This window comes from Agromyces sp. NPDC127015, assembly GCF_042725165.1.
Classification (GTDB): Bacteria; Actinomycetota; Actinomycetes; order Actinomycetales; family Microbacteriaceae; genus Agromyces; species Agromyces chromiiresistens.
On the sequence record NZ_JBHXDI010000003.1, the window covers coordinates 215,420 to 231,179 of the forward strand.

The 15,760-nt window shown below is 72.2% G+C and carries 15 protein-coding genes; all 15 read left to right on the forward strand.

Features of this window, described 5'->3' with window-relative positions:
* Positions 1-71 precede the first annotated feature (71 nt).
* A complete protein-coding gene (locus ACFWGP_RS10390) occupies positions 72-473 on the forward strand; it encodes a hypothetical protein (protein WP_231428714.1) in 402 nt (133 codons plus the stop codon).
* 264 nt (positions 474-737) lie between these two features.
* Positions 738-1,421 (forward strand): hypothetical protein, encoded by a 684-nt coding sequence (locus tag ACFWGP_RS10395; RefSeq protein ID WP_376930861.1) that lies wholly within the window; start codon positions 738-740, stop codon positions 1,419-1,421.
* A gap of 125 nt (positions 1,422-1,546) precedes the next feature.
* The gene (locus tag ACFWGP_RS10400) at positions 1,547-3,472 is read left to right on the forward strand and encodes a DEAD/DEAH box helicase (RefSeq protein ID WP_376930862.1); all 1,926 of its coding nucleotides are present in this window, start codon (positions 1,547-1,549) and stop codon (positions 3,470-3,472) included.
* Between the two features lie 270 nt (positions 3,473-3,742).
* Entirely contained in the window at positions 3,743-4,336 is a 594-nt protein-coding gene (gene msuE / locus ACFWGP_RS10405) for an FMN reductase (protein WP_275506211.1), read from the forward strand.
* A gap of 53 nt (positions 4,337-4,389) precedes the next feature.
* Entirely contained in the window at positions 4,390-4,578 is a 189-nt protein-coding gene (locus tag ACFWGP_RS10410) for a hypothetical protein (protein WP_231428710.1), read from the forward strand.
* Positions 4,575-5,033: a hypothetical protein gene (locus ACFWGP_RS10415; RefSeq protein WP_231428709.1), complete on the forward strand. Its 459-nt coding sequence runs from the start codon at positions 4,575-4,577 to the stop codon at positions 5,031-5,033. Before ACFWGP_RS10410 ends, ACFWGP_RS10415 begins: the two co-directional genes overlap by 4 nt.
* 47 nt (positions 5,034-5,080) lie before the next feature.
* On the forward strand, positions 5,081-6,169 hold the full coding sequence (locus tag ACFWGP_RS10420) for an acyl-CoA desaturase (RefSeq protein WP_231428708.1): 1,089 nt from the start codon (positions 5,081-5,083) through the stop codon (positions 6,167-6,169).
* Positions 6,170-6,345: 176 nt separating this feature from the next.
* Positions 6,346-7,800 carry an NtaA/DmoA family FMN-dependent monooxygenase gene (locus ACFWGP_RS10425; protein WP_231428707.1) on the forward strand — a complete coding sequence of 485 codons (1,455 nt, stop codon included), beginning with the start codon at positions 6,346-6,348 and terminating at the stop codon, positions 7,798-7,800.
* 69 nt (positions 7,801-7,869) lie between these two features.
* The gene (locus tag ACFWGP_RS10430) at positions 7,870-9,504 is read left to right on the forward strand and encodes a TIGR04028 family ABC transporter substrate-binding protein (RefSeq protein WP_376930863.1); all 1,635 of its coding nucleotides are present in this window, start codon (positions 7,870-7,872) and stop codon (positions 9,502-9,504) included.
* Positions 9,505-9,640: 136 nt separating this feature from the next.
* Positions 9,641-10,579: an ABC transporter permease gene (locus ACFWGP_RS10435; protein WP_231428705.1), complete on the forward strand. Its 939-nt coding sequence runs from the start codon at positions 9,641-9,643 to the stop codon at positions 10,577-10,579.
* Between the two features lie 8 nt (positions 10,580-10,587).
* Positions 10,588-11,565: an ABC transporter permease gene (locus tag ACFWGP_RS10440; RefSeq protein WP_376931049.1), complete on the forward strand. Its 978-nt coding sequence runs from the start codon at positions 10,588-10,590 to the stop codon at positions 11,563-11,565.
* Positions 11,562-13,274 (forward strand): dipeptide ABC transporter ATP-binding protein, encoded by a 1,713-nt coding sequence (locus ACFWGP_RS10445; protein ID WP_376930864.1) that lies wholly within the window; start codon positions 11,562-11,564, stop codon positions 13,272-13,274. The genes ACFWGP_RS10440 and ACFWGP_RS10445 overlap by 4 nt, the downstream gene beginning before the upstream one ends.
* Complete coding sequence (locus ACFWGP_RS10450) at positions 13,271-14,284, forward strand: putative FMN-dependent luciferase-like monooxygenase (protein ID WP_376930865.1); 1,014 nt, start codon at positions 13,271-13,273, stop codon at positions 14,282-14,284. Before ACFWGP_RS10445 ends, ACFWGP_RS10450 begins: the two co-directional genes overlap by 4 nt.
* Positions 14,285-14,476: 192 nt before the next feature.
* The gene (locus ACFWGP_RS10455) at positions 14,477-15,076 is read left to right on the forward strand and encodes a CMD domain protein (protein WP_231428701.1); all 600 of its coding nucleotides are present in this window, start codon (positions 14,477-14,479) and stop codon (positions 15,074-15,076) included.
* Positions 15,073-15,708, forward strand: a complete 636-nt coding sequence (locus ACFWGP_RS10460) for an alkylhydroperoxidase domain protein (protein WP_376930866.1) — start codon at positions 15,073-15,075, stop codon at positions 15,706-15,708. Before ACFWGP_RS10455 ends, ACFWGP_RS10460 begins: the two co-directional genes overlap by 4 nt.
* The last annotated feature ends 52 nt before the right edge of the window (positions 15,709-15,760 follow it).

The following is a 15,760-nucleotide window of genomic DNA, read 5'->3' on the forward strand; positions in this document are numbered from 1 at the left end:
AAACCACGATGCACAGTAGCAGGTGCGCCGCGCCGCTGCCGCAGTCGCGCGCCGGCCGATAGGGTGGCGGCATGACCAGCCCCGAACCAGCTCCCGGTACGCCCGCGCCCGGCTACGGTTCCGCCGGCCACGCGCCCGCTCAGCGCAAGCCGCCGGCCGACTCGCGACGGAGCGAACCCGTCGGCGTCGTGGCGCTCGTGTTCGGCGTCTTCATCGTCGTGCTCGACTTCGTCATGATCTTCGTGACCGCTTCGATCATCCGCTCGGCCGACTTCGCCGCGTACTCGACGGTCTCGCTCGTGTCGGCGGCCGTCATGGTCGTGCTCGCGCTCGCCGCGATCTCGGTGGGCGTCGTCGCCTTCGTGCGGGGCGGCGCCACGCGCGTGTACGGCGCGATCGGCGCGACGATCGGCGCGATGGCGCTCATCCAGCAGTTCGGATCGCTCATCTACGGACTCATCGTCGGCGCCTGAGTCGGGTCGCATTCCCGCGGCCTCGCCGAGCCTCGCCGAGCCTCGCTCGACCCTGTGCGCCTGCGCACCGCGCGCTTCTGGAGGAACTTCGGGTGCCTGTGCGGCGTGTCGCCGGCATCGGCTCGGCGTGTCGGCCGGTTCTTCCGACATTCGGCTCGGTCATCCACGCCTGCTCGGGATGCGGCGGCGGCGGTCACCGCCTATCCTCGATGGGAACGTCCCCCGTTCGCGGGTCGCGCTCCCGATCCCGCATCGCGGAGCCCGGTGATCGACCCGACGGCGACCGACCCGAGCACCTCCCGAGGCATCGTGACCGACGAGTACCCCCACGACGACGAGCCGCTGCGGCGTCCGCGTGGCCGACGAGCCGCGCCGAAGCCCGCGCGCGGTGCCGTGCTGCTCGCGCCGTTGACGGTGATCGCCGCCTGGGTCGTCGCACGAGCCGCCTCGATCGCCGCCTGGTCCGGCGCCCTGCCCGGCCGAGTCCCGCAGCTCGGCCGAGCGGTCACGTGGGCTCGTTCCCGCCTCGCACCCGTCGGTCGTGCGCTCGCCCCGGCCGTGCTCTGGGCGCGCGGGCACCGTCCGGCGGTCGTCATCGCCGGCGCAGGACTCGTCGCCGTGGCCATGCTCGGCGGCGCCGTCGCCGTCATCGGGTCGACCGCCGGGCAGGTCGACGAGGCCGGCCCCGCCGTCGAGTCGCCGCGTCCGACGCCGGGCACGACGACGCCGACGCGCGCGTACCCGCCGATCCTGCCGAGCGCGACCCCGCCCGCCGACGAGATGCCGACGACCGAGCCCGACGATGGTGCCGCCGACGATCCCGGCACCGAGCCGACCGTCGAGCCCGAGCCTGCGCCCGAGACGGCCGAGCCCACGCCCGAACCGACCCCCGAGCCCGAAGACGACCACCCGGGTCGAGGCCAGGGCCCGAAGAAGCCGAAGGGCTGAGGCGGGGTCTCGCTACGCGTCGCGCTGCTCGACCACCGGGCGGGTCTCGATCCGCGCGGCGTCGGCCGTGAGGCATCCCGAGCCCGACTCAGGTATCGCGCAGGGGGCGGGCGGTACCCTGAAGGGTGACTACAGGCGACGCCCCCGTCGAGGCCGCGGCTCCGGAGGAGCCCGCCACGACCACCTTCGCGGACCTCGGGCTCGGCGACGCCGTGCTCCGCGCACTCGACGACGTCGGGTACGAGACGCCCTCGGCGATCCAGGCGGCGACGATTCCGACGCTGCTCGCCGGGCGCGATGTCGTGGGCCTCGCGCAGACCGGCACCGGCAAGACGGCGGCCTTCGCGCTGCCCGTCCTCGACCGGCTCGACGTCGACCAGAAGACGCCGCAGGCGCTCGTGCTCGCGCCGACGCGCGAGCTCGCCCTGCAGGTCTGCGAGGCGTTCGAGAAGTACGCGGCGCACCTGCGCGGCGTGCACATCCTGCCCGTCTACGGCGGCCAGGGCTACGGCGTGCAGCTCTCGGCGCTGCGCCGCGGCGTGCACATCGTCGTCGGCACGCCCGGACGCATCATGGACCACCTCGACAAGGGCACCCTCGACCTCTCGGAGCTCAAGTACCTCGTGCTCGACGAGGCCGACGAGATGCTCAAGATGGGCTTCGCCGAAGACGTCGAGACGATCCTCGCCGACACCCCCGACGACAAGCAGGTCGCGCTGTTCTCGGCGACCATGCCGGCTGCGATCCGCCGCATGTCGAAGCAGTACCTGCACGACCCCGAAGAGATCACCGTCAAGACGAAGACGCAGACGTCGGCGAACATCGCCCAGCGCTACCTGCTCGTCGCGCACGCGCAGAAGATCGACGCGCTCACCCGCATCCTCGAGGTCGAGAACTTCGAAGGCATGATCATCTTCGTCCGCACGAAGAACGCCACCGAGGAGGTCGCCGAGAAGCTGCGTGCCCGCGGCTACTCGGCCGCCGCCATCAACGGCGACGTCGCGCAGGCCCAGCGCGAGCGCACCGTCGACCAGTTGAAGAGCGGAAAGCTCGACATCCTGGTGGCGACGGATGTCGCGGCGCGAGGCCTCGACGTCGAGCGCATCTCGCACGTGGTCAACTACGACATCCCGACCGACCCCGAGCCGTACGTGCACCGCATCGGCCGCACCGGTCGCGCGGGGCGCTCGGGCGACGCGATCAGCTTCGTCACGCCGCGCGAGCGTGGCCTGCTCAACCGCATCGAGAAGACGACGAAGCAGCCGCTGACCCAGATGCAGCTGCCGACCGTGGAGGACATCAACGTCACCCGCCTCGCGCGCTTCGACGACCGCATCACGGCGGCGCTCGGCGAGACCGACCGCATCGCCGGATTCCGCGACATCATCGCGCACTACGTGCGCCACAACGACGTGCCCGAGACCGACGTGGCCGCCGCGCTCGCCGTGGTCGCGCAGGGCGAGTCGCCCCTGCTGCTCGAGCCCGAGCCCGAGCGGCCGACGCGGTTCGACCGCGATCGGGATCGCGGGTCGCGCGACTCGCGCGGCGACCGCTTCGACCGCGGCGACCGCTTCGACCGCGGTGACCGCGGAGGCGACCGGTACGAGCGCGACGGCTCCGACCGTCGTCGCGGCGGCGGCGCGTCGTTGCAGAACTACCGCATCTCGGTCGGACGCCGCCAGCACGTCGAGCCGCGCCAGATCGTCGGCGCGCTCGCGAACGAGGGAGGCCTCCGTCGCGAGGACTTCGGTCGCATCCAGATCCGCGGCGACTTCTCGCTCGTCGAGCTGCCCGCCGACCTGCCCCGGGACGTGTTCGACCGGCTCGCCGGCACGCGGATCTCGGGCGAGCTCATCGACCTGCGCCCCGACCGCGGCGGATCGTCGCGGGGCGGGTCGGGCGGCGGGTACGACCGCGACCGCGGGGGGCGCGGGTACGACCGCGACCGGGGATCGCGCGGCGGCTACGACCGCGACCGCGAGGGCGGGCGTGCGCCCGAGGGCGACGACCGCCCGGCCCGGAAGCCGCGGCACGGTTCGTCGCGCGACTGAGCGACGAGGCATCCGCTCGCGTTCGACAGGATGAGCCCTCCGGCACCGCCGTGGCGGCGGGTGCCCGACCGCTCATCCTGTTGACGCGCGCGAACGAAGCGCCCCGCCGCAGCCGGTGACCTCCGAGAGGAACTGAGGAACTCGAGCGTCTCGTCGATCGTCGAGGCGCGGATGACCTCGTGTGACCGGCCGTTCCGCCGGATGACGGCGGGTTCCGTCGTGTGACCCGGTCGGTCGCGGCATCCGGGGCGGCTGCCTAGCGTCGGGAGCATGTCGCACCGTGTCTCACTCGTCGCCGTCTCGGGCAGCCTGCACGCCCCCTCGAAGACCACCGTGCTGGTGCGCGAGATCCTCGAGGAGTTCGCGGTCGCCCTCGCCGCGCAACCCGGGGTCGAGGTCGAGACCGAGCTCATCGAGCTCGGCGCGATCGGGCGCGAGTTCAGCGGCGCGCTGCGGCGCGACGAGCTGAGCCCCGTCGCCGAGGCGGCGATCCGGCGCATCGAGTCGGCGACCCTGCTCATCGTCGCGAGCCCCGTCTACCGGGCGAGCTTCACGGGGCTGTTCAAGCACGTGTTCGACTTCGTCGGGCAGTACGCGCTCATCGACAAGCCCGTGCTGCTCGCCGCGACCGGCGGCAGCGACCGTCATGCGCTCATCATCGAACACCAGTTCCGGCCGTTGTTCGCCTTCTTCCAGGCGCTCACGCTGCCGATCGGGGTGTACGCGAGCGACGTCGACTTCGTCGACTACCGCCTCGAGTCGGCGCAGCTGCGCGACCGCATCTCGCAGGCCGTGCAGCGCGGCGTGCCGGTCGTGCGCGGCACGCTCCCCGACCGGGTGTCGGAGTACGTCGCGACGTGGTGAGGCCTCGCGTCGAACCTGTGTACGTACACATGTTCGAGGCGTAACGTCCGATCATGAACGCAATACGAGGAGCAATCCGCCCGCCCCCGGCCGACGACATGCGAGTCACCGCGCAAGCCGCAGAACACCGCCGGACCGCAGCCTTCTGGTCGCACTTCGAGGCGAACGTCTCGAACCCGAACCGCTGGGTCGACAGCGCGGCCGCCTACTGGCGACCGGCCGCCGAGGTGATCGCATCATGATCACCGCCGACATGGATGTCTCGACGCTCGGGCCGTTCGCGCTCGATCACATCCTGGCGAGCGAACTGCCCGCCACGCTCGGCACCGCCGAGGCCCCCGAACGGTACGTCGTGACCGCCGTCTTCTCGAGGCGTCCCGACCCGCTCGAACTCGAACTGCTCGCCGCGGCGAGCGTCACCGACCAACTGGCTGCAGCCGGCTACAAGGGCATCACGCTCATGACCGCCGACCGCCGGTTGCTCATCGGTAACACGAACCTGCACGAACTCGAGGCCGGGCTCGCGCAGCGCATCGGGGAGATCCTCGCCGACATCGGGACCCAGGTCGCGACGCTCCGCAAGTCTCGCGATCTCGAGCGCGTGAAGCTCGCCGAGGAGGAGTCCGATCGCGCCGCCGCGGTCGTAAAGCTGGCGAACCGCATCAGCTTCGACCCTCACAGCTCGACGTACCGATGACCTGATTCGCGCCGCCCGTCGGGCGGCGCGGGCTGGGAGCAGACCTCATGGACGAGGCATCCGCTACTCAGGTGAAGGCGGCCGCGCCGGTCGCCCGCCCCAATCCCAACAGCGACTTCACCGACCTCGCGAGGCTCGTGAAGTCCGCCGGGCTCATGCGCCGGCGCTACGGCTACTACTGGACGAAGCTCATCGCCGTGCCGATGGCGGTCGCCGCGGCGATCGCCGTCTTCATCTGGATCGGCGACAGCTGGTGGCAGATGTTCACGGCCGCCGTCTTCGCGTTCCTGTTCACCCAGACCGCGTTCCTCGGCCACGACGCCGCCCACCGCCAGATCTTCCGATCGGGCAAGTGGAACGACTGGACGAGCCTCGTGCTCGGCGGCATCGTCGGCATGAGCTACGGCTGGTGGCAGCACAAGCACACGCGGCACCACGCGAACCCGAACCAGCTCGGCGCGGACCCCGACATCGAACTGCCCGTCGTCGCGTTCACGCCCGAGCAGGCGGCCCGCGAGCGCGCGGCGTTCTTCCGCTGGGTCATCGCGCATCAGGGGGTGTTCTTCTTCCCGATCCTGCTGCTCGAGGGGCTCTCGCTGCACGCCTCGAGCGTGCACCGGGTGCTCGCCCGCGAGCACCTCGCGCACCGACCCGTCGAGATCGCGTTCCTCGCCGTGCGCATCATCGGCTACCTCGCGCTCGTCCTGCTCGTGCTCTCGCCCGACAAGGCGGCCGTGTTCCTCGCGATCCAGCTCGGCCTGTTCGGCTTCTACATGGGCATGTCGTTCGCTCCGAACCACAAGGGCATGCCGCTCGTTCCCAAGGGCATGAAGCTCGACTTCCTGCGCCGGCAGGCGCTCATGAGTCGCAACATCCGCGGCAACCGGGTGCTCGACTTCGCGATGGGCGGGCTCAACTACCAGATCGAGCACCACCTCTTCCCGTCGATGCCGCGCCCGCACCTGCGACGGGCGGCCCCGCTGATCGCCGCCTACCTGCGCGAGCACGACGTTCCGTACACGCAGACGACGCTGTGGCGGTCGTACGCGATCGTCTTCCACTACATCAACCGGGTGGGGCTCGGTGAGCGCGATCCGTTCGAGTGCCCGCTCGTGGCGCAGCGGGCGAGCATCTGAGGCGCGCGCGGCCTGGACGCGCTCGCTGCGCTCGCTGCGCTCGCTGCTCGACCATCCGGGGCCCGTCGTCATGTGACGTTCGGGTGACCTCGTGTGACACCCGGTTCCCCCGTGTGACAGGCGGGCTCGCGGCCCGCTGCCGCCCTCCCTAGCGTCGGAGCCCGGGAGGTCGACACATGACACGACTCATCATCGGCGCAATGGTCCGGGCGATCGGGGCCTACCCGTCGGGCTGGCGGTATCCGGGGGCGCACCGGGATCCGAGGGGGGATGCCGCGGTGCTGCGCCGCGCGGCCGAGGTCGCCGAACGGGCGCGCCTCGACTACCTGTTCTTCGGCGACTGGCTCGCGACGGGGCACGACCTCGAGTTCCGCGACCCCTACCTCGTCGCCCGCATCGACCCGCTCTCGGCGATCACGTACCTCGCGGGCGTCACCGAGCGCATCGGGCTCATCGCGACCGCGAACACGAGCTACTCCGACCCGTACACGCTCGCCCGTGCGACCGCCTCGGTCGACCTGCTGAGCGGAGGCCGCGCCGGGCTCAACCTCGTCACGGGAGCCGAGCCGCGCGCGGCCGGCAACCACGGCCGCGACTTCCACGCGGCGAACGAGACCCGCTACGACCGCGCGGTCGAGTTCGAGCACGTGCTGCGCCGGCTGTGGGACTCGTTCGAGGACGACGCGATCGTCGCGGATGCCGCGGCGGGGGTCTTCATCGATCCGTCGAAGCTGCACGCCACCGACTTCAACGGCCAGCACCTCGACGTCACGGGTCCGCTCAACGTCGCCCGCCCGGTGCAGGGCCACCTGCCGATCGTGCACGCGGGCACCTCGCCGCGCTCGCGCCTGTTCGCCGCGCAGAACGCCGACCTCGCACTCGTCGCCGTCGGCGACCTCGAGCACGCGGTGCAGGTGCGCGAGGAGCTGCGAGCGCTCGCCTTCGAGTCGGGCCGCGACGATCGCACGCTCAAGGTCATCGCGCCCGTGCTGCCCATCGTCGGCGAGACGCGAGCGCACGCCCAGGCGATCGCCGACGAGCTGAGCGAGCTCGTGCAGATCGCCGAGGACTGGCCAGACGGCCCGCCGCCCGCGTTCCCCGCGAACCGATCGCTCGCACAGCTGTCGACCTTGCTCGGCGTCGACGTGTCGGGGCTGTCGCCCGACCGCGCGGTCACGCCGGCGCTCGTGGCCGAGTTCAGCGCGCCCGGTCAGGAGCTCGTCGAGATCGTGGCCGAGCGCACCGGTCGCAGCCCCGCGGGCGAACGCCCGCCGACGCTCAGGCACCTCGTCGTCGCCGCCTCGGTGAACGCCTCGATGATCGTGGGCACGGCCGACGACATCGCCACGGAGTTCGAGGCGTGGGGTGATGCCGGCGCCGTCGACGGCTTCAACGTGCTCTCCGCGATCCAGCCCGCGCAGTTCGACGCGTTCGCCCTCGAGGTCGTGCCGGAGCTGCAGCGGCGGGGCGTCTTCCCGACCGAGTACGAGGGCGAGACCCTGCGCGAGCACCTCGGCCTGGCCCGCCCCGACAACGTCCACGTGACGCGGCATGACGCCCCGTTGCCGCCGGTTTCCCGCGGTGACGGCGGGCGTCGTGGGGCGGTTGAGACGCCGGCGAGGCATCCGTAGCTTCGACGATCACACCCCGCACCACTGGGTGACCTGATCGCACTTCCGAACCGAAGGAACTCCACGCACATGTCCACGAAGCACACGCGACTCATCGCCGCCGGCGCCGCCGCGCTCGCCGCAGTCGGGCTCCTCGCCGGCTGCGCCGGGCAGGGCGCCGCAGGCTCGGCCGGCGCCGCCGGCGAGCCGGTCGAGGGCGGCACGCTCACGTACCTCGAGCACCAGCCGTACACGACGCTCTACCCGCCGCAGGCCGGTTTCTACCCGAACGGCGGGCTCGTCAACAACCTCACCGCCCGCCTCACCTGGCAGGACCCGGAGACGCTCGAGATCCAGCCGTGGGTCGCGACCGACTGGGCCGTCAACGCGGATGCCACGGAGTACACGTTCGACCTTCGCGACGACGTGACCTTCTCCGACGGCACCCCGCTCGACGCGGCCGCGGTGGCCGAGAACTTCGACACGTACGGGCTCGGCGACGAGGAGCTCGGACTCACCGTCTCCGAGGCGATCAACAACTACGCCTCGAGCGAGGTCGTCGACGACGACACCGTGACGTTCCGGTTCTCGGCGCCGGCGCCGGGCTTCCTGCAGGCGACCTCGACGATCAACTCGGGCCTCGTCTCGCCCGACACCCTCGACCGCAAGCTCGAGGACTGGGGCGCCGGCTCGGCGACCGAGATCATCGGCTCGGGTCCGTTCACGATCACCGAGGAGGAGATCGGCACCTCGCTGCACCTCGCGGCGCGTGAGGACTACGACTGGGCCCCGGCCTCGTTCGAGCATCAGGGCCGGGCCTACCTCGACGGCATCGACCTCGTCGTCACGCCCGAGGACAGCGTGCGCATCGGCTCGCTGCTCGCCGGGCAGGCCGACGTCATCCGCTACGTGCAGGCGTTCGACGAGCAGCAGGTCGCCGACGCCGGCTTCGAGATCGTCGCCGCCCCCACCCGGGGCGTCAACAACTCGCTCGGGCTGCGGTTCACCAATCCGCTGCTGAGCGATCTGCGCGTGCGCCAGGCGCTCGTGCACGGCGTCGACGCCCAAGAGGTCGTCGACACGATCTTCACCGCGAACTACCCGGTCGCGACGAGCGAGCTCGCGGCGACGGCCGCCGGGTACACCGACGAGTCGGCGAAGCTCGCCTACGATCCCGAGCAGTCCGAGCAGCTGCTCGACGAGGCCGGCTGGAAGATCGGCGACGACGGCATCCGCGAGAAGGGCGGCGAGCGGCTCTCGCTCACCGTCTACGAGGCGAAGCCCCAGCCGCTCTCGAAGCAGACGCTCGAGCTCGTGAGCCAGCAGCTCGCGAAGATCGGCGTCGAGCTCAACGTCAAGGCCGCCGACGCGGGCAGCTACGCCGAGGACATCCTCGACCCGCTGAAGACCCCGGTCTACCACTCGATGGTCGGACGCGCCGACAACGACGTGATCAAGAGCCAGTACCACACGCAGAACCGCAACACGCTGCTGTCGGACGACGCGAAGCTCGACGAGCTGCTCGAGGCCGTGGCCTCCGAGCCCGACCCCGCGAAGCGCGACGAGGCCTCGGCCGCCGTGCAGGACTACCTGACCGAGCAGGCCTACGTGATCCCGCTGTTCGAGGAGCCGCAGGTCTACGGCGCTGCGCCGTACGTGCACGGCTTCACGACCGAGGCCGTGGCCCGTCCGCAGTTCTACGACACCTGGGTCGAGAAGCAGTAGCCGCTCGGTCGGTCGAGCAGGTCGAGGAGGGAGCGTCGGCGACCGTCTCGAAACCCGGGCCCGCACGTCGCGGGTTTCGAGACGCCGCTCCGCTCCTCCTCGACCCGCAACCGCAACCCCTCGAAAGGAGAGAACGATGCCCTACCTCGCACGCCGCACCGGACAGGCGCTCATCGTGCTCGCGATCGCGTTCACCGCGACGTTCGTGCTGCTGCAGGCGCTGCCCGGCGACGCGATCCTCATCAAGTTCGAGAGTCCCGAGCTCGGGCTCTCGCCCGAGCAGATCGCCGACATCCGGGCGAGCTACGGCGCCGACGTGCCCGCGTGGCAGCAGTTCCTGCACACGATCTCGGGGTTCGTCGTCGGCGACTTCGGGTACTCGGTGCAGTACGGCACGCCCGTGCACGAGCTCATCGGCACCGCGCTGCCCGAGACGCTCGTGCTCGCGGGCCTCGGGTTCGTCGTCGCGGTGGTCCTCGCGGTCGCGCTCGCGTTCCTCTCGACGCTCGCCCCGTTCGGCTGGCTGCGCCAGGGGCTGCGAGCGTTGCCCGGCGTCTTCGTCTCGGTGCCCGTGTTCTGGCTCGGCATCGTGCTCATCCAGGTCTTCTCGTTCCAGTTGCGGCTCGTGCCGGTGATCGGGGCCGACCCCGTGCAGGGACTCATCCTCCCGGTGCTCACGCTCGCGGTGCCGATCTCGGCGCCGCTCGCGCAGATCCTCGCCCGATCGATCGACGAGGTGCAGCTCTCGCCGTTCGTCGCCGTCGTCCGGGCGAAGGGCGCGAGCCCCGCGCGGGTGCTCTGGCGCGACGTCGCCCGCAACGCGACCCTGCCCGCGATCACGATCGCGGGCGTGCTCATCGGCGAACTCATCGGCGGCGCGGTCGTCACCGAGACCGTGTTCGGCCGCGCCGGCATCGGCCGGCTCACCGAACAGGCGGTCGCCAATCAGGATGTCGCGGTGCTGCAGGCGATCGTCGTGCTGGCCGCCCTCGTGTTCGTCGTCGTCAACCTCGCGGTCGACCTGGTGTACCCGGTGCTCGATCCGCGACTCAAGCGGAAGGCGGTGGCGGCATGAGCGTCGACGTGCGCGAGTCGGTCGAGGCCGGCGGCAGAGGTGGGAGCGTGGCGAGCGCGTCGAGCCCCGTCACGACCGGGCCCCGGTCGGAGGTTCTCGAGGCGCGGCCTCCGTCGCCGGACGCTCCTCGACCGGCGGCAGCGGGGCCTCCTCCGTCGGGCGCTCCCCGAGCGGCCGACGTGCGGCGCCGGCTCCGGGGCATCCGGCCTGGGCTCGTGGTGGCGTGGACCGTGATCGCCGTCGTGATCGCGTGGGCGATCGTGCCGTGGCTGTTCACCGGGCAGGACCCGCTCGCGGGCGTGCCCGCCGAGAAGCTGCAGGCGCCGAGCAGCGCCCACCTGTTCGGCACCGACGCCATCGGCCGCGACCTCTTCACGCGGGTCGTGCACGGCGCGGTGCACTCGCTCTCGGGCGCCTTCGTCGCCGTCACCGTCGGCCTCGTCGGCGGCACCCTGCTCGGCGTGCTCGCGGGCTCGCTCGGCGGCGCGGTCGACGCGGTCGTCATGCGTCTCGTCGACGTGCTGCTCGCGATCCCCGGGCTGCTGCTCGCGCTCAGCATCATCATCCTGCTCGGCTTCGGCACCGTGAACGCCGCGATCGCCGTCGGCGTCGGCTCGGTCGCCGCGTTCGCCCGGCTGTCGCGCTCGGAAGTGGTGCGAGTGCGCCAGGCCGACTACGTCGAGGCGGCGTTCGGCTCGGGCGCCCGACTGCACGCGGTGCTCTTCCGCCATGTGCTGCCGAATTCGCTGACCGCCGTCGTCGGCCTCGCAGCGCTGCAGTTCGGCACCGCGATCCTCGCGATCTCGACGCTCGGCTTCCTCGGCTACGGCGCGCCGCCGCCGACGCCCGAGTGGGGCCTGCTCATCGCGGAGGGGCGCAACTACGTCGCGACCTCGTGGTGGCTCACCGTGCTGCCCGGCCTCGTCGTCGTCGCGGTCGTGCTCAGCGCCAACCGCATCAGCCACGCCCTCGGGAGGACCCGATGACCGCCACCGCCCCGCTGCTCTCGATCGAGCACCTCGACGTCGGCTACCGCACCCGCGACGGCGTGCGACCCGTCGTGCACGACGTGTCGTTCGACGTGCAGCCGGGCGAGGTCGTCGCCCTCGTCGGCGAATCGGGCTCGGGCAAGACGACGACCTCGAGCGCCGTGCTCGGCCTGCTGCCCGAGGGAGGCCGCGCCCTCGGCGGTGCGATCCGGCTGTCGGGTACCGACATCGCAGGCTGGAGCGACCGCCGCCTCGAGTCGGTGCGCGGCGCGCGCATCGGCTACATCCCGCAGGACCCGGTTTCGTCGCTCAACCCCGTGCGGCCGATCGGCGTGCAGCTCGCAGAGACGTTCCGCATCCACGGGCGGGGCGACCGTCGTAGCATCCGCGGGCGCGTGCTCGAGCTGCTCGAACGCGTCGGCCTCGACGACCCGGCGCTGCGGGCGAAGCAGTACCCGCACGAGCTGTCGGGCGGCATGCGGCAGCGGGTGCTCATCGCCAACGCGGTCGCGCTCTCGCCCGAGCTCGTGATCGCCGACGAGCCGACGAGCGCGCTCGACGTGACCGTGCAGCGGCGCATCCTCGACCTCATCGACGAGCTGCGCCGCGAGCACGGCACGGCGGTGCTGCTCGTGACGCACGACCTCGGCGTCGCCGCCGAGCGCGCCGAACGCATCGTGGTCATGCAGCACGGTCGCATCGTCGAGCAGGGCGCGACCGACGCCGTGCTCGATGCGCCCGGCGAGTCGTACACGCGCCGGCTGCTCGCCGACGCGCCGGGGCTCGCCGAGCACGCGTTCCGGCACCCGAGGCCGCCGCTCTTCCTCCGCGACCCGGGCGTCGCCGCCGCCGAGAACCCGTTTGTGCTCGAGGCATCCGGTCTCGTGAAGGAGTTCTCGCTCGGGCGCCGGCGGCCGGCGTTCCGCGCCGTCGACGACGTGTCGTTCCAGGTGCTGCGCGGCACGACGCACGCGATCGTGGGGGAGTCCGGCTCGGGCAAGACCACGACGGCCCGCATCATCGCCCGGTTCGCGGCGCCCGACGCGGGCGCGGTGTCGCTCGGCGGCGCCGACGCGACGGCGCTCGCCGGGTCCGCGAAGCGGGAGTTCCGCCGCCGAGTGCAACTCGTCTACCAGAACCCGTTCGCGTCGCTCGACCCGCGCCAGACGGTCGCCGAGATCATCTCGGAGCCGCTGCGCAACTTCGGCGTCGGCGATCGCGCCACCCGCGCCGCGACCGCGCGCCGGCTCATCGACCGCGTCGCCCTTCCGGCCGACGTCGCCGGACGTCGCCCGGCCGAGCTGTCGGGCGGGCAACGGCAGCGCGTCGCGATCGCCCGTGCGCTCGCGCCCGAGCCCGAACTCGTCATCCTCGACGAGGCCGTCTCGGCGCTCGACGTCACCGTGCAGGCCCGCATCCTGGAGCTGCTCGAGCAGCTGCAGGACGAGCTCGGGCTCAGCTACCTCTTCATCTCGCACGACCTCGCGGTCGTCGCCCGCATCAGCCACTCGGTGTCGGTGATGCGCCGCGGGCGCATCGTCGAGCAGGGCGCCACCGAGCAGGTCTTCCGAGCGCCGCAGCACGCCTACACCCGGGAGCTGCTCGACGCGGTGCCCCGACGCGCGGCGGTCGCTGCCGTCGCGACGCCCGCTCCATCCGCTCCCGCCGTCCCTCCCGCCGTCCCGACCGGAAAGTCGCTCGCATGACCCGCATCGGATTCTTCACCAGGCTCCTCGACGACGCCGGCGCGGCCGAGCGCTACCGCATCGCGACCGAGCAGGTCGTCGCCGCGGAGCGGCACGGCTTCGACTCGGCATGGGTGGCGCAGCACCACTTCCACGCCGCGGAGGGCGGGCTGCCGTCGCCGTTCGTGTTCCTCGCCCACGTCGCGGCGCAGACCTCGCGCATCCGGCTCGGCACGGGGGTCGTGACGCTGCCGCTCGAAGACCCCGTGCGGGTCGCCGAAGACGCGGTCGTGCTCGACCTCCTGTCGGGCGGCCGCGCCGAGCTGGGGCTCGGGTCGGGTTCGGCGCCCGCGTCGTTCCTCGCCTTCGGCGAGCGCTCGGAGGATCGCGGCCGGGTCTTCGGCGAGAAGATCGATGCGCTCGTCGCGGCCCTCGCCGGCGGCGCGCTCGGCGACGACGCGAACCGTCTGCAACCGCCGGGTCGCGACCTGCTCGGCCGGGTCTGGCAGGCCACGTTCTCGGCGTTCGGCGGCACCCGAGCCGGGCGCGCGGGGCACGGCCTCATGCTCTCCCGCACCCAGCCCCGGTCTGCGGATGCCCCGGGTGCGAGCCTCTCGCAGGTGCAGCAGCCCGTGATCGACGCGTACCTCGAGGCGCTGCCGCACGGGGTGCCGCCGCGCATCCTCGCGTCGCGCACGCTCTTCGTCGCCGACTCGCGCGACGAGGCGAGGCGCCACGCCGAGATCGGCTTGCGTCGCGCCGCCGTGGGCTTCACCCGCATGGGCCAGCCGCCCCTCGGCGACACCCTCGACGACCTCATCGCCGCGTACGACACCCACGTCGGCACGGTCGACGAGGTGATCGAGTCGCTCTCGCGCGACACGGTCGCCGCGCAGGCGACCGAGGTCGCGTTCCAGGTGCACTCGGTCGACCCACCGCACGAGCTCGTGCTGCGCTCGATCGAGCTCATCGCCCGCGAGGTCGCGCCCGCGCTCGGCTGGGGCGCACGCTCGCACGCCCTCGCCGGTTGAACGCACCCACTCGCGCGGGCGAGGAACGGGTCGGCCGGCCGTTCGCCATTCGGCCCCGCGCCTCACTCGGGAGAGGGCGACCACATGACCGAACCCGCTGAGGAGCGGGATCCTTCCGTCGGCAGCGAACGACCAGGTCGGCAACGACCGACCAAGACCGGCAACGAACGACTACGACAGAAAGGCACCGACATGACCGACCTCATCGACCGGCTCGCGGGGGTGACGCCCGGCAGCGCGGTCGACGCGCTGCGCCGGCACCGCCCCGCGACCCGCGACAACGCCCAGGCGAGCTACGACGCCCTCTTCACCGCGATCGACGAGACGCACGCGAGTCTCGCCGAACGCGCCGCGGTCGCCCAGTTCGTCTCGATCCTGCACGACGACGAGGTCGCGGCCGCGCACTACGCCGCACTCGCCCGCGACGCGGGCGGCGACGCCCTCGTCGACGCGACGACCGACCTCGCCGCCTCGGTGCGCACGACCGGTCCGTACGGCGCATACCCGGCAGGCCCGCTCACCGCCGAGGACCGCGACGGCCTGCGCCTCGGGGTCGCGGCCGACGACCCCGCCCGCACGGTGCTCGGCACCCGGCTCACCGCGGCGCTCGAGCACGCGCACCTGCTCGTGTTCCGCCCGCGGGAGTCGTCGCCCGGGGCGCTCGGCGCGCTCGCCGCGGCCGGCTGGTCGACCGACGGCATCGTCACCCTCTCCCAGCTCGTGTCGTTCCTCGCGTTCCAGTTGCGCGTCGCGGCCGGGCTCCGCCTGCTCGACACGGAGGACGCAGCATGACCGACCAGACCATCACCGACCAGGCCGTCGACGACGCGGTCGTCGCCCACCCCGAGGCATCCGCCCCTGATCGCTTCACCCAGGACGAGCTCGGCTGGACGCCGTGGCTCGAACCGGCCGACGAGGCGGGTCTCACCGAACGCCAGTACGAGGGGCTCGTCGACCGCGCCCGTGCGAAGAGCGACTACTTCAGGCTGCTCGCGCGCGACCCCGACATCCTGAGGGCGCGCACCCTCACCGACAAGGACATCTTCTACAACGCGAAGGACGGCCTGCCGCGCGCCGAGCGCGAGCTCGCCGCCGCCGCGACGAGCCGGTTCAACGGCTGCATCTTCTGCGCCTCGGTGCACGCGCGCTTCGCGACGCACCATTCCAAGCGCCACGACGACGTGCAGCGGCTGCTCGACGAGGGCACGGACGGCGAGCAGGATGCCGCATGGCGGGCCGTCATCGACGCCGCGGTCGCGCTCGCGGCCACGCCACCGCGGCTCGAGCGGCGCCATCTCGACGCGCTCCGCGAGGTCGGCTTCGATGAGCAGGCCGTCTCCGACGTCATCCATTCCGCGGCGTTCTTCAACTGGGCGAATCGGCTCATGCTCTCGCTCGGCGAGCCCACCCCGCCCGCGGCCTGAGCCGATTGTGTCCGAATGTTGCGCGGCGTGACGGTGCGCGACGGCAAGGGTT

Bases quoted from the DNA above. Each gene is read 5' to 3' on its own strand.
- ACFWGP_RS10390 (WP_231428714.1), top strand. From the start codon at position 72: ATGACCAGCCCCGAACCAGCTCCCGGTACGCCCGCGCCCGGCTACGGT.
- msuE (WP_275506211.1), top strand. From the start codon at position 3,743: ATGTCGCACCGTGTCTCACTCGTCGCCGTCTCGGGCAGCCTGCACGCC.
- ACFWGP_RS10410 (WP_231428710.1), top strand. From the start codon at position 4,390: ATGAACGCAATACGAGGAGCAATCCGCCCGCCCCCGGCCGACGACATG.
- ACFWGP_RS10415 (WP_231428709.1), top strand. From the start codon at position 4,575: ATGATCACCGCCGACATGGATGTCTCGACGCTCGGGCCGTTCGCGCTC.
- ACFWGP_RS10420 (WP_231428708.1), top strand. From the start codon at position 5,081: ATGGACGAGGCATCCGCTACTCAGGTGAAGGCGGCCGCGCCGGTCGCC.
- ACFWGP_RS10425 (WP_231428707.1), top strand. From the start codon at position 6,346: ATGACACGACTCATCATCGGCGCAATGGTCCGGGCGATCGGGGCCTAC.
- ACFWGP_RS10430 (WP_376930863.1), top strand. From the start codon at position 7,870: ATGTCCACGAAGCACACGCGACTCATCGCCGCCGGCGCCGCCGCGCTC.
- ACFWGP_RS10435 (WP_231428705.1), top strand. From the start codon at position 9,641: ATGCCCTACCTCGCACGCCGCACCGGACAGGCGCTCATCGTGCTCGCG.
- ACFWGP_RS10445 (WP_376930864.1), top strand. From the start codon at position 11,562: ATGACCGCCACCGCCCCGCTGCTCTCGATCGAGCACCTCGACGTCGGC.
- ACFWGP_RS10450 (WP_376930865.1), top strand. From the start codon at position 13,271: ATGACCCGCATCGGATTCTTCACCAGGCTCCTCGACGACGCCGGCGCG.
- ACFWGP_RS10455 (WP_231428701.1), top strand. From the start codon at position 14,477: ATGACCGACCTCATCGACCGGCTCGCGGGGGTGACGCCCGGCAGCGCG.
- ACFWGP_RS10460 (WP_376930866.1), top strand. From the start codon at position 15,073: ATGACCGACCAGACCATCACCGACCAGGCCGTCGACGACGCGGTCGTC.